Source organism: Parendozoicomonas sp. 2304DJ65-17, assembly GCF_058148445.1.
On the sequence record NZ_JBYVJV010000003.1, the window covers coordinates 409,392 to 422,886 of the forward strand.

At 49.1% G+C, this 13,495-nt stretch carries 9 protein-coding genes; 3 read left to right on the top strand and 6 right to left on the bottom strand.

Annotation, left to right across the window (positions count from 1 at the left end; translation table 11 throughout):
• Positions 1-86: 86 nt before the first annotated feature.
• The 5 genes from ACY2RR_RS11200 to ACY2RR_RS11220 form a co-directional block, all read right to left on the bottom strand.
• Complete coding sequence (locus ACY2RR_RS11200; RefSeq protein WP_490108232.1) at positions 87-1,493, bottom strand: hypothetical protein; 1,407 nt, start codon at positions 1,491-1,493, stop codon at positions 87-89.
• Positions 1,483-4,617 carry an efflux RND transporter permease subunit gene (locus ACY2RR_RS11205; protein WP_490108233.1) on the bottom strand — a complete coding sequence of 1,045 codons (3,135 nt, stop codon included), beginning with the start codon at positions 4,615-4,617 and terminating at the stop codon, positions 1,483-1,485. The genes ACY2RR_RS11200 and ACY2RR_RS11205 overlap by 11 nt, the downstream gene beginning before the upstream one ends.
• Positions 4,614-5,897, bottom strand: coding sequence for an HlyD family secretion protein (locus ACY2RR_RS11210; protein WP_490108234.1), 1,284 nt, complete (start codon positions 5,895-5,897; stop codon positions 4,614-4,616). Before ACY2RR_RS11210 ends, ACY2RR_RS11205 begins: the two co-directional genes overlap by 4 nt.
• Positions 5,898-6,041: 144 nt before the next feature.
• On the bottom strand, positions 6,042-7,232 hold the full coding sequence (locus ACY2RR_RS11215; protein WP_490108235.1) for a hypothetical protein: 1,191 nt from the start codon (positions 7,230-7,232) through the stop codon (positions 6,042-6,044).
• A gap of 146 nt (positions 7,233-7,378) precedes the next feature.
• The gene (locus ACY2RR_RS11220) at positions 7,379-9,010 is read right to left on the bottom strand and encodes a ricin-type beta-trefoil lectin domain protein (protein ID WP_490108236.1); all 1,632 of its coding nucleotides are present in this window, start codon (positions 9,008-9,010) and stop codon (positions 7,379-7,381) included.
• A 231-nt stretch (positions 9,011-9,241) separates the two neighbouring features.
• Between ACY2RR_RS11220 and ACY2RR_RS11225 the strand changes: the two genes are divergently transcribed.
• Entirely contained in the window at positions 9,242-10,225 is a 984-nt protein-coding gene (locus ACY2RR_RS11225) for a metallophosphoesterase (RefSeq protein WP_490108237.1), read from the top strand.
• A gap of 61 nt (positions 10,226-10,286) precedes the next feature.
• Here the strand turns inward: ACY2RR_RS11225 and cysB are convergent, their stop codons facing one another.
• A complete protein-coding gene (gene cysB, locus ACY2RR_RS11230) occupies positions 10,287-11,261 on the bottom strand; it encodes an HTH-type transcriptional regulator CysB (RefSeq protein ID WP_490108238.1) in 975 nt (324 codons plus the stop codon).
• Positions 11,262-11,433: 172 nt separating this feature from the next.
• On the opposite strand from cysB, the gene ACY2RR_RS11235 reads away from it, so the two are divergent.
• Together ACY2RR_RS11235 and ACY2RR_RS11240 are read left to right on the top strand one after the other, a co-directional pair.
• Positions 11,434-12,225, top strand: coding sequence for a sulfite exporter TauE/SafE family protein (locus ACY2RR_RS11235; RefSeq protein ID WP_490108239.1), 792 nt, complete (start codon positions 11,434-11,436; stop codon positions 12,223-12,225).
• A 143-nt stretch (positions 12,226-12,368) separates the two neighbouring features.
• Positions 12,369-13,454 (top strand): 3-deoxy-7-phosphoheptulonate synthase, encoded by a 1,086-nt coding sequence (locus tag ACY2RR_RS11240; RefSeq protein WP_490108240.1) that lies wholly within the window; start codon positions 12,369-12,371, stop codon positions 13,452-13,454.
• Positions 13,455-13,495: the final 41 nt, after the last annotated feature.

Sequence of the window (13,495 nt, forward strand, 5' to 3'; positions counted from 1 at the left end):
GAAACCAGAGTAAGCCCAATGACGGGCATATCTTGTTTCAGGGTAGCCAGCAAAGCAGCCAGCCCGGAAAATCCGGGGCTAGAGCGTCACTTTTTCCGGTAAACGCTGGTGAAGGTAAGAGTCTTTTCACCACCTGCCGGTATACTGGCGATCAGCAGATTGTTTTTACGCTCAATCCCTTTCATCCGGGGTACAGACAAGAGAGCTGAAGAAGTATCCTCCACGATCAGCTCAACAGGCTTCTCGCTCTGGCTACGCACCTTCACCTGCCAGTCAACTTCCCATTGTGGCCCTGCATCCCTGGAGGCCAACTGCTGGCGTTCAAGGGTAATGGTGTAGGATTGCCCCAGCGAAAGCTCGACAGGATTTCCGCCGGCACTCTGGGCAATCTGGCTCAGATTTACCATTCGCAGTGGCTTATCCTCGCCTTCCTCAAAGATTTGCACAGTCCCCGCAGGCAAATCCCCTTCTGCCGTAAAACGCAGAACCCTGACAGGGTGCTCCTGCATGACTCTATTGCCTGGATGACTCTGCCCATAGAAGCTGTAGCGGTAGCGGGACTCGTAGGCCAGTCCTTGCTCCTGAACCAGTGGCAACTTCAACTCACTACCTGCTGGCAGATCGTAAGTTTCCGGAACACCGATAAACAGCAAATCACCACTTCGTTCCCGGGACGCCCCATCAAAGGCCATTTCTGCACTCATCGACTTGGCCATCAGCCGTTGGGGCGCATATCCAGCCATACCGCCCACATCACCAGACGCCAGCTGTAGCCGGGTTTGCAGATAATCGGTGGCTGAGCGGTTACGGATAGTTGATGACAGGCTTAGGTCCAGCTTGCCGGAATCAGGATGAGTGACCATTCGGTACTGATTGCTGTAACTCAGCCCCCGGTTCATATAACTGAGGCTGGCTCCTGTATGGGGTTGCTTCAGCTGAAAACGAGAATCAAGAAAAGGATAGATTCGTGACCCGGAAAGCCCCTGCTGATCCACCGTTCTCAGAGAGTAACCCGCCCCCCACTGGAAGATTTCCTGCTTTAAGTCACGCAGTAAAATCAAACCAGTATCGCCACTCCATGCCTGCAACTTACCAATAACGGGGACATCATTACCTGGCCTAAACAGCTCAACATTCATTCCCACCAGCTGGGAAATATAATCGCTTCGCCCTTGCGCAGGCTGATACCAGGACTGCTGATAAGGGTAGGTATGATTATCTTCATCCATGGCCGTTAGAGAGAGTGTGCTCAGCTCCCAGCTTTGGAAGTCAGGCCGAAACTGCACCCGTGATTTGCCAGCAGGCAAAGCCACTTTGTAGATTTGATCAACAAGCCCCTGCCCCGGGTAAACCGTAAGCATGGAGGTTTCCACCATATCAGAGCTCAAATCAACAACCGCAGGCAGTTTGCTAGCCTGCAGCTGTGGTGCCATTAACAATGCACCAGCCAGCGCCAGCACCTGTGTTTCATACACTGTTTTTTTACGCAACACCTTTACCTCCAGCCGGAGCCAGCATACGCCGCCCACGGAGTTTTATATCTTCCAAAGCTACCAGCAGTGATGGAACCACCAGAAGAATTAAGCCGGTAGCAAATAACAATCCGAATACAATAGTTGTCGCCATAGGAATAAGAAACTGGGCCTGGGGCGATGTCTCAAAAAGAATGGGCAACAGCCCGCCCATGGTGGTCAGAGAGGTCAACAATACGGCCCGAAGCCGCTGGCAGGCCGCTTCAATAATCGCCTCCATCATTTCCAGGCCTTTCTCCCTGAGCTCCCGATAAAACGTAAGCAGCACGATAGAGTCGTTGACAACAATTCCGGTTAACCCAAACAAGCCAAACTGGGACATAACCGTAAGATCCAGCCCGGTTACCCAGTGGCCAAACAGCGCACCAGTAATACCAAAGGGAATGGCAATCATAACGGCCAGTGGCCAGCTCCAGGAAGAGAAAACCCAGGTCAGGATGATATAAATCAGCGCCAGAGCAATCACCAGCCCGAGTTTCATTTCCTCCATCATTTCACTCTGTTCTGCGCTCTGCCCTTCATAACCATAACGCAGGCCATAACGAGCCATCAGCTCAGGTAAAAGATCAGCTTCCAGTTCTGCCAGAATCTGATTGGAGTTAATTACGGTTTCATCCACATCGGCACTGACCTGCACTGCCAGCTGCCCATCAACGCGTTTTAATGTATCCAGCCCTCTGCGACTGGAGAAGTCCACCAGATTATCAAGCCGTTCGGTATTGTCGGGGCCCATCACCAGAGGGAAATCGTAAATGGTTTCCAGATGTTCACGTTGTTCTCTGGGTAAACGCAGATGAACCTCAACCTCTTCATAACGCTGGTGATAAATCTGCAGACGCTGGCCGTCTATTGCAGTACGTAACCTTTGACCAACATCCTGAAGGGATAGCCCCAGTGCTTTACCGGTGGAATTGAGTTCAAAAATCAGCTGCTCCCGCCCCCAGGGCAGATCATCTTCAATATTGCTGGTTCCCGGATATTGGCCGAGAGCTTGCTGCAACTCCAATGATGCGGTTTTAAGATCATCAATATCCGGCCCAATCAATTTCAGCTCAATGGATTTTCCGGGTGGGCCCGCTTTGGCTTGGGCGATGGTGAATCGCTCTAACCCTGGGGAACGCTGCAATTCCTGTTTCCACAAGCGAATCAGTTCAGCATTTTTTGTATCCCGAGCTTGCGTGGATACCAAATCAACAATCAAAGTGCCAAAACCATCACCTGTGGTTTTACCGGAAGAAAACAGACTGAATCGCGCCTCACCTTTAAGCTGGAAGGTATTAACCACCAGAGTTTCGCCGGCCTTTTCCTCCGCCGCTCTCAAACTACGTTCCAGTTCTTCCATAAACATATCCACCTCGGAAGCTGGTGTGCCTGGCGTAAACTGGAAAGCCGCACGCATAGTCTGGCCATCAATAGTTGGAAAAAAGGTAAAGCGCAGATGCCCGGTCATCAGCAATGAAAGACTAATCACAAACAGGCAGACGGCAATAAGCATGGTGGTGCCACGGTTTTGCACGGCCACTCTAACCAACGGCCGGAAAGTCTGCTCACGAAAACGCTCAAACATCGCATCAAGCTTCTGCCGTCGTTCACTGGGTTGATAAGGCTTTTTACCCAGACTGTGATAGAGGTGTCCGGGAAGAATAAGAAAACATTCCACCAGCGAAGCAATGATTACGCAGATCACTACAGTAGGGATATCCACCAGCATATTGCCGACATTGCCCTGCAGAATCAGAAGGGGGAGAAAGGCGGCAATTGTTGTTAAAGATGCAGCCGTTACTGGAGCAATCATTCGTCGGGCGCCTTCTATGGCCGCCGAGCGAGGGCTTTCGCCATCCTGCACATGGGCGAGGATATTCTCGCCTACCACAATGGCATCATCGACAATAATGCCCAGCACCATTATTAAGCCAAACAGGCTGATAATATTGATGCTGCCGCCAATCAGTTCCAGAACGGCCAGTGACGCAAGAAAAGAGATGGGAATACCAACAGTTACCCAGAAAGCCACATTTACATTCAGGAATAAAAACAGAATGGCTATAACCAGAATCAAACCACCAGCGCCGTTTTTCAACAGAAGTTGCAAGCGTTCATCAAGATAAGACCAGCTCTGGTCATAAACCACCACATCCATATCAGCTGGCAGTTCCTGACGGATATCTTCAACCCACGCCTGCATAATGGCCGCAGCTTCCAGAGTGTCATCGGCTCTGGTTCGATAAAGTGTCAGCTCAACAGCTGGTTTGCCTTTTACAGTAAGAACCGGCTGCCCTTCAGCACTTTCCAGTGCGACAGAAGCGACATCCCCTAACCTGACTACCTGACCATCGGCCTGTGTTAACAATGGAAGGTTGGCAAACTCACTGGGCAGCCGAGCCTGGCCAAGACTTCGCAATGGCCGCTCAACAGTACCAACACCTGCCGTTCCTGCAGGAAAGTCTACGCTTCGTTTTTGTATAGCTGCAGCAACCTGAGGCAGTGTCAGCCCTAACCTGTGCAACTCCACACTGTCCAGCTCAATAGCCATTTCCAGTTCGGGCAAGCCGGTAAACGTCACCTTGCGAACGCCACGGCTGAGAATGTCCTGCTCTAGTCGTCTTGCCAACGGGCGCAATTCATCAAGAGAGTTGCCACCGGCAATAACCACCCGGGCAATGGATTCAAAACGCTCAAGCCGATCAACCAGAGGCTTCTCAGCATCGCTGGGAAGCGTGGTCATGGCGGTCAGGGTCTGACGAACCTTATCAGTAATCTCTGCCACATCAGCATTGCGGTTAATTTCCAGTCGTACACTGCTGCTGCCCGGGGAGGATGAAGAAAAATAACGATCGATTCCGGCGATACCTTTCAGTTCACGCTCAACCGGAATAGTAATGGCCCGTTGAATATCATCCGCTGTCGCGCCACTCCAAACGGTAGACACAGTAATGACATCAATTTCAAACTCCGGAAAAAACTGGGTATTCAGTCTCTGAATGCCCCACAGCCCGGCAAGGATCATCAAAAACATCACCAGGTTGGCGGCAACCCGGTGACTGGTAAAAATTCCAATTAATGAATGTTCTGCTGAAGCTTTCATTCTGACACTGGCTCCGCAATATCTACGGCAAGCCCGCTGACGGCATTCGCAATACGAGTCAGCAGGATCTGATCCCCAGCCTTGAGTTTCTCGGAAGCAACAAGTACCTGCTCCTGGCCAGCCTCAGCAAATGAACCCACTCGCTCTATTTCAATGGCCTCAAGAACATTGTTCTGGGTAACTCTGTAGATATAACTGTCGTCATAAAGAGACCGGGGCTCTATAGGCACAACATTGTCAGGGGCAGGAATACGTAAGATCAGAGCAACCGGCCTGCCGAGTGCGACGTTTAACTGAGAGCCAGATTGGGCTTTGAAAAAAGCATCAACACCGCCACGACCGTCACCCACATCAGCATCGAGACGTTTTAACTCAACAGGCATCCGATTATCTGCATCGACAATATACCCATTCACTGTTGTTTTATTGGACAACAGATTCCTCACATCGTCCAGATAACGATCTGGTATCTGGGCGCGTACCTCCAGAGAGTCTGAGGGATACATCTCAACCAGAATCTCTCCAGACTTGACCCTCTCACCCTGCGCAGCACCGACAGAGGTCACTCTCCCGGAAAAAGGCGCTATGATTTTGCTGCGTTCAAGTTCAAGCTGTGCCTGTTGAAACACTGCTTCGGCACGCAGTAGTTGAGCTTTTGCCTGACTCAATCGATTGGTATGATCTTCAGCGTTTTGCTGGCGCCCAATCACAACAAGCTTTTGACGAGCCAAATTACCTTGTGCAGTTTCTAATAAGCTTTCTGATAGTAACCCCTGTTCCTTCAAAGCTACCTGGCGTTGGTATTCCCGCTCAGCAATATCCTGAAGAGCCAACTCCTGCTCAAGGGATTGGCGGTCCGCCTGTGCCCGAAGCTGTTCCGAAGAAACTCTGGCCTTGGCATCGACAACATCAGCCTCGCGCTGCTGAACAAGCCACTGCTGATCCCGTAAGTCCAGAGATACCAGCTGGCTGCCTTTTTCAACATCCTGCCCTTCCAGTACAAAAGCATCCTTAACATAAGCAGTTACTGGAGAAGTCAGTGTTACCAGACGTGGGGTTTCTATTCGCCCATACAAGCGGGTTTCAATGAATTCCTCTTGGAACTCGACAGGTCCAACATCCACTTTCCAGCGACTGGAAGGCGCTTCTCCTTTGCGGGTTTCTTCGCTAGTTATGTTCAAGACAGCAATAATGAATACAGTCGCTGTTACAGCGGCCAATGGCCAGCGTAAAAGGTGTGAACGCAATAGCAATAACACAGAGGAATAAAATGCTGACACCTGCATACCTGTAATTTTTATTGTGACAGGAAGTTGTTTTAGAAAGTATGCCAGAAAGGATTGAAGCGGGTTTATTAAATTGTATCAATTCCTAACAAAGTAACTCTGATAATTACACCAGAGCTACCCTGTTAGACATCGGGATTACGGAGAGAGAGCTTCGAGTTTTTTTAACTCTTCCTGGACCTGTCTTAATTGTTCACGAAGTTCAGGATCGTCAATGCTTTCAAGATTCCTTTCAAACTCCGTTTGTTGTTCTTCAGTCGTCATCTGATCTTGCAACAGCATCGCCTCCTCAAAATCCCCCATAAACGAATTCCATGCCGTCCAGTACCAGTAGAAACCAAGCGCTGTAATAACCAGACCTGTTAATCCCCAGCGCTTTTGTGAACGTTTAAAATGCTCCACGCTTTTCCAGCGTTTATGCTGCCAGGCCAGTTCACGCCCGCGAAACAGCAGATAAAACGGAACGGCAATATTAACAATGGGAACAAAAACCAGGAACGAACGATAAGTGCCGTTAAACATTCCCCAGATAAAGGTCCAGAAAAACGCGCCCCAGCTCAGTCCTTTCACCTCTTCAGGAACAACACTGTTAGCGCCCTGACCGGAGTTATTTATATCAATAGCAACCTTAGGCTTCTGTTCAACATGGATCTTTTCAACTGTCCCTGAAGAAATTGGTGTAGAAGCCAACCCCATGCTCGCAGACGGTTCCTGAACCTCTTCTGGCGGTTCTGTGGATTTTTGTTCTATAGGTGCCAAGGAAAAATCTGGTGCTGAGATTTTGTCATCGGCATCCTGAGAGTCTGGCGCTTCCGATGTTTCATCCGCCTTATCATCCGAGATATCTATTGGAGCCAGAGACAAACCGGTAAAGCTGGCATTAATAGTTGGTGCATCGGTATTTGAGGTTTCAGGCTCGTCCTCAGAAGATGGCCCTTCATCCTCTTCAATCAAACCAGTTGCATAGGATGTTTCTTCCTCTTCCTGAGCACCCCAGACAGACGTTTCATCCTCTGCGGCTTTATCAATGGCCTCTATCGCATCGTCATCAATCGCAAAGGCAGGCTCTGGTACTGGATCACGCACCAAAATAGGAGGTTCAACACTGACCAGCACTCCAAGCTTTTCCAGCTTGGCCTGATACTTTTCAACAACATCCGCCGAAATATTTTTCTTTATAACAACGGGCTTGCCAGAAAACAGTAATGCCTGTTTACGCTGATCTGTGATTTTTAAAAGACGTGAAAGATTAGCCTCGACCTGCTCCCGATCGAAACCAATAAGAACATCACCACGAAAGACAAGCCGGTGAAGCTGCTCTTCGGACATAATGGTTCCCTATTATGATTATATTTCCGGTCATCCGGTGGTCTGCCTTACATCCTGTGCAAACCGGTGCCGCTATCATAATAAGGAATGAAAACGGGTGTCCAGCTGGACACCCGTTTTAAACGACAGGCGGTTAAATCAACCGATTAACTGCCCCATTTCCATTGTTGATTTTGTCCGCCGTGATGCTCCCATAAGCCAGCATTACTCCCTTTAGAAGTTCCATAAGCGTCAAGAACATACTTAGAGTTTTTCTTGTTACGAATAGTCACGCCATCCATAGTCCAAGTCTGATCAACGGCAGAGGACGAGCAGTCCCACAACTGGACATTACCGTTATTGTGAACACCGCTGTCATTTCCAGGAATATCCAGGCAACGGCCGCCAATGTTCTTTAACTGGCCAGTTGCTGCATTGTACGACCATTTCTGCGCATCAGAACCATTACAGTCCCACACCTGCACATTTGTACCGTTCTTGTTGTGATTACCGTTCACATCCAGGCAGCGGTTGCTGCGTACATCGCGCAACTCACGATAAGGCGTTGCAATAAACGACTGCTTACCAACAATTTCCCAGATGCCTTCACTGGTAATGTCGTGGTAATTCAGCCAAACACGGGACACCCCGGCATTACTCTTAGCCTTTTTAAGGCTTTCGTTGTCCTGACTGTTGGTTGGGACTGAGAATGCGTAGCTGCCACCCAAAGCAGAGCAGGCTGCTATACCCTGATCCCAACGCCCCATTGTCTGGCTGACTTTCCACTGGCCTGCACTGTCTTCACAAGCGAAGTACTCTGTTTTCGTGCACTGGGTATCATCCCAGCGACCATTCCCCCAGCTAACAGCGCAATCCTGGTTACCACTATTATTGGGTTCGTGTCTGTCCCAACTCCAGACACCTGCTGCCAGACGACCATCACTGTATGTCAGATCATCAAGATTCACGATATTACCGCCCTTCTTGAAAGCTTCAGTGACTTCACCGGCATCAATACGATCAACACCACCACCCTGCTCGAAGAAGTCAACGATCTTGGCAACCGTGGTGCCATCTTCCCAGATACGGCCAACATTCCCGAGGCTGCTATAAGCCATGGATTTCAACTCGCCATCATTGGCACAGCCTTTATCCTTCCAGAGCACAACCTGCTTACCAGCCTGAAGAACTTTGGCTTTGGTCAGGGTATCGGGAATCGCCTTACAGCCACCGCTGCTGTAAATTTTCCCACCCAGCTTACTGTTCAACTGACTGCGGAGAACATCATGTTTACCGTTCGTATGATCTTCAATGTAAAGAATGATGACCTCATAAGGGTTGGCATTCAGCCAGTTGCGCACTTCCTGCAAACCATCTGTTAAACGACGATCGGTCAGGCTGCACCCGACATCAAGATCCCCAACTTCTTTGCCAATACCACTGTGGCATAGCAACAGATCGGTTCCCCACTGCCATGGCCAGCCATGGGTATGAGCCGTCCAGTGAGCATCCAACTCTATAAACCGTGCTCCTAACCGCAGCTGGTCGTAGATTGAATGTTTTTGCTGAGGATCAAGATAGCGCAGAGGATTCCGGTAGACCTCTGAGTTATAGGTGTTGTGACTACCAAGAATATTGTTATCTGCTAGAGGGGAGTGATTATCAAGCTGTCGCTGGTAGGCTAGAGCTTTGCCTTCCCAGCTGTTTTGAAAATCAGTGATTTTATCAGCCTGCACAAGTCCAGAGAGTGTTAAAGCTGTTGCCAGAACACTACCCGTGAGAGAAGTACGATTGAACATAAATGACCTTTTTATAATTATTATCGAGAACTATTACTTCCAGTTTTCGAGCGCCTAACAAAAGACAAAGTTATTGTACAAAATTCAGACAATTATCAAACCGTCATTTGAGGTCGCATAAAAAACAAACAAACAGTATCATTTTCCGCTGTCATATCTGTGCAATAACACCGTCACAGAGCATGATTACAATAAAAACAATAAATAGAAAACGACAGGGAACACCTGCACATGAAAACACTGCCTGCCTTGCTGATGACTGGGCTTTTAAGCTCAACTCTTCACGCCCAATCCCTTACCTTTGTTGCTGTAGGCGACACCGGAACCGGCGAAGAAAAACAATACAAAGTTGCAGCCGCTATCGCAGAAGTTTGCGAAACACGCAGCTGTGAGTTTGCCTTGGGACTGGGCGACAACATTTATGAAAATGGTGCTGAGTCAGCAGACGACAGTGAGTTTATTGATAAATTCGAGATGCCATATCAGGAACTGGACTTCCCTTTTTATATGGCTCTGGGAAATCACGATAACTCACACTTCAGTACTGGAGATGGTCTAGACAACTTCAAAGGGGACTTTCAGGTCGACTACCACTACCGGGACGATCGGCTCAGCGACAAGTGGAAAATGCCTGCGCGTTATTACCATTTCAGCATGCCAGAGAACAGCGATAAGCCGCTGGTAGACTTTTTGGCCCTTGACTCTAACCCTATCGCAGGGGGGCTAGACTGGAACCACCAGTTCTGGCGTAGCCCATACACCAAGAAGCACCGTCGCTGGATCCGTGACACATTAAAGGCTTCCGAGGGCACATGGAAAATAGCTTTTTCTCACCATCCTTATGTCTCCAACGGTCGCCATGGCAATGCAGGGAAGTATGATGGTTTGATTGGTCAGGGCAAAACCTGGAAGAAATTAACCGAAGATAAACTGTGCGGGAAAGTCGACCTGATGATTTCAGGCCACGATCATGACCTGCAGTGGCTGACACCAGTGGAAGGCTGCGAGAAAACATCCTTTATCATATCAGGAGCCGGTGCAAAAACCCGTGGCCTGACAGATCCTAATCGTAATGCAGCCTGGTATCAGGCTGGTGATGTACTGGGCTTCTTCCTGATTACATTAAGCGATTCCCAGCTCACTGGTGAAGCGTGGGAAGTGGATCAGACTACTGGCAAGCCAACCATGGTTTACAGCAGAACGATTACCAAGTAAGTCCTGAAAGCAGATAACAAAAAGGGGAGCGAATGCTCCCCTTTTTGCTGGTATTAATAAATCAGAGCGATGGAAGCTCGATATTTTCAAACAGTTCTTCTATGTCTGCTTTGTTGTGGCGGGAAATCGCCTCATCCACCAGATCACGGGAAAGATGTGGTGCAAACTTCTCAATAAACTCATACATAAAGCCTCGCAGGAATGTTCCCCGACGGAAACCAATATGAGTCACACTGGGTTCAAACAGATGGTTAGCATCCAGTGGTACCAGATCTTTGTCCAACTCTGGGTCATAAGCCATTTTGGCGACAATACCGATCCCAAGGCCAAGACGCACATAGGTTTTAATCACGTCGGCATCAGCAGCGGTAAACACAACCTTGGGAGCAATACCTTCCTTGATAAAGGCATCATCAAGCCGTGAACGCCCGGTAAAGCCAAACACATAGGTAACAATTGAGTACTGGCCAATATCCTGAAGAGTCAAGCGGGGCAACTGTGTCAGCGGATGGTTGCGGGGCACCAGAATGCACCGGTTCCACTTGTAGCAGGGCATCATGATCAGGTCACTGAACATTTCCAGAGCTTCAGTGGCAATGGCGAAATCCACCGTACCATCGGCGGCCATCTCAGCAATCTGGCTGGGGGTGCCCTGATGCATATTCAGGGCTACATCCGGGTACTTGCCAATAAATTCCTGAATTACGTTAGGCAGAGCATAACGCGCCTGAGTATGGGTGGTCGCGATAGACAGGGTACCCTTTTTCTCGTTACTGAATTCCTGGGCAACCTGCTTAATAGATTCTACTTTTCGAAGAATCTCTCCGGCCGTTTCGATAATTTTTTCGCCAGCAGGGGTAATCCGGGTCAAATGCTTACCACTTCGCGCAAAAACCTCTACCCCTAACTCATCCTCCAGCAGGCGAATCTGTTTACTGATTCCCGGCTGAGAGGTGTAAAGGCTCTGCGCAGTGGCCGATACATTAAGGTCATGGTGGGCAACTTCCCAGATATATCGCAACTGTTGAAGCTTCATTCTTTGCCTCCGCTCCACCCCATATACGGTGAGGGTATAAAAATATAATAAAATATTACTTTATAGAATAGATAGTGGTCGATACATTTGCCAGCAGCCTGAAAAGAGGAGGTTTTTAAAGTGATTCTTCCCAAGTGGCGAAACATAACTAACTGTAGACAATAATTTTAATATGGATGCTCTTCTTTATAACGTTCTACTTTATGCAGCTGCCGGCGCAGGGGTCGGCTTCGCGGTAGGACTCACCGGCATCGGCGGCGGCTCCCTGATGACTCCCCTGCTGCTGCTCTTTGGTTTCCCGGCTCCAACAGCTATCGGGACAGATCTGATGTATGCGGCCATCACCAAAACCGGCGGCGTTGTCGCGCATCACAAACAGAAAACCATAGACTGGAAACTTGTCGGCTTACTGGCCTCTGGCAGCATCCCTGCTTCTCTGGCTACGATATGGCTGCTTAACACTTACTTCAACAACAGTGATGCTTATACACGTATTTTGACCAGCAGTCTCGGGCTAATGCTGATTCTGACAGCACTCATCCTTCTGTTCCGTCGTAGAATTGTTGCCTCTGGTGAGCATGATGGCGTTGTTCACTGGCTTCAGAGTAAATCCAGACCCGTTACCGTAATCATGGGCTTGTTCCTTGGTTTACTGGTGACCCTTTCTTCTGTTGGTGCAGGAGCTTTCGGTACAGCCATTCTCATGGTCTTATTCCCAGCTCTGGCATCCGTTAGAGTTGTCGGTACCGATCTGGCTCATGCCGTCCCCCTCACTCTTGTTGCCGGCGTTGGCCACCTGTTCCTGGGTAATGTCGACTTTATGCTGCTGGGCTGTCTTGTTGCAGGGTCTCTGCCCGCCATTCACTTCGGGGCAAAACTTGGCCAGAAGCTACCCGAAGTTCTGATGCAGCGCATGCTCGCTCTGATTTTATTGGCTATGGGAATTCGCTACGCACTTATCTGATTTTCGCCCTTTAAACGGGAAAAAACTTATAAAAACCAAAAGGTTCTGTGTATTTTTCACAGAAAGATTGTGGGTGACAGTGGTTTTTATTAGAGTGTCACGCACATAACCAAGACAAAGCCTTACTGTGGCGGAATACTCAGATGACAAGTGAACTCAACAGCCACCCCGTAGAAGACCTCAACATTGAGGCACAGACGGTTCTCGTAACCCCAAAAGACCTCAAGGCCAGCATTCCTCTTTCTGAAGAGATGCGTGAAAAAATCGAGAACAGCCGCAACGTTATCCGCAATATTCTGGAAGGCAAAGATCACCGCCTTTTCGTCGTTGTCGGCCCCTGTTCTATTCACGATGTTAAAGCGGCTCACGAATATGCTGAAAAGTTGAAAGCCCTGTCTGATGAACTGTCAGACACTCTCTATCTGGTTATGCGGGTTTACTTTGAGAAGCCAAGAACAACAACTGGCTGGAAAGGCCTGATCAACGACCCGGATATGAATGATTCCTTCCATCTGGAAAAGGGCCTGCGTACTGCGCGCCAGCTACTGATGGATGTTGTTGAGATGGGGTTGCCAACCTCCACTGAGGCTCTCGACCCAATCTCTCCTCAGTACATTCAGGATCTGATCAGCTGGTCTGCAATCGGCGCCCGTACCACGGAATCCCAAACCCACAGGGAAATGGCCAGTGGTCTTTCTTCCGCTGTAGGATTCAAGAATGGTACCGATGGTGGTCTGACAGTAGCTATCAACGCTCTCCAGTCAGTATCCAGCCCTCACCGTTTCCTGGGAATTAACCACCATGGCCAGGTTGCTGTAACTCACACCAAGGGCAACCCATACGGTCACGTTGTTCTTCGTGGAGGCAATGGCAAGCCTAACTACGACTCTGTCAGCGTTGCTCTGTGTGAGAAAGAACTCGAAAAAGCTGGTCTGAACGCCAACCTCATGATCGACTGCAGCCACGCGAACTCCAATAAAGACCCAAGTCTGCAACCACTGGTTATGGACAATATTGCCAACCAGATCGTGGAAGGTAACAACTCCATTATCGGCCTGATGATTGAGAGCAACCTTGGCTGGGGCAATCAGTCTATTCCTGAAGATTTGAGCCAGCTGAAATATGGCGTTTCCGTCACCGATGCCTGTATCGACTGGGAAACCACTGAGACCACTCTCAGAGATATGGCTGCCAAACTGAAAGATGTATTACCAACCCGGGACAGATAACGAGAAGGTTTGAGTATTACGAGAAAGGCCGGACGCAAGTT

What these genes read in the sequence shown, in the direction of transcription:
- ACY2RR_RS11205 (WP_490108233.1), bottom strand. Translation starts at nt 4,617, where the DNA reads ATGAAAGCTTCAGCAGAACATTCATTAATTGGAATTTTTACCAGTCAC.
- ACY2RR_RS11215 (WP_490108235.1), bottom strand. Translation starts at nt 7,232, where the DNA reads ATGTCCGAAGAGCAGCTTCACCGGCTTGTCTTTCGTGGTGATGTTCTT.
- ACY2RR_RS11220 (WP_490108236.1), bottom strand. Translation starts at nt 9,010, where the DNA reads ATGTTCAATCGTACTTCTCTCACGGGTAGTGTTCTGGCAACAGCTTTA.
- ACY2RR_RS11225 (WP_490108237.1), top strand. Translation starts at nt 9,242, where the DNA reads ATGAAAACACTGCCTGCCTTGCTGATGACTGGGCTTTTAAGCTCAACT.
- cysB (WP_490108238.1), bottom strand. Translation starts at nt 11,261, where the DNA reads ATGAAGCTTCAACAGTTGCGATATATCTGGGAAGTTGCCCACCATGAC.
- ACY2RR_RS11235 (WP_490108239.1), top strand. Translation starts at nt 11,434, where the DNA reads ATGGATGCTCTTCTTTATAACGTTCTACTTTATGCAGCTGCCGGCGCA.
- ACY2RR_RS11240 (WP_490108240.1), top strand. Translation starts at nt 12,369, where the DNA reads ATGACAAGTGAACTCAACAGCCACCCCGTAGAAGACCTCAACATTGAG.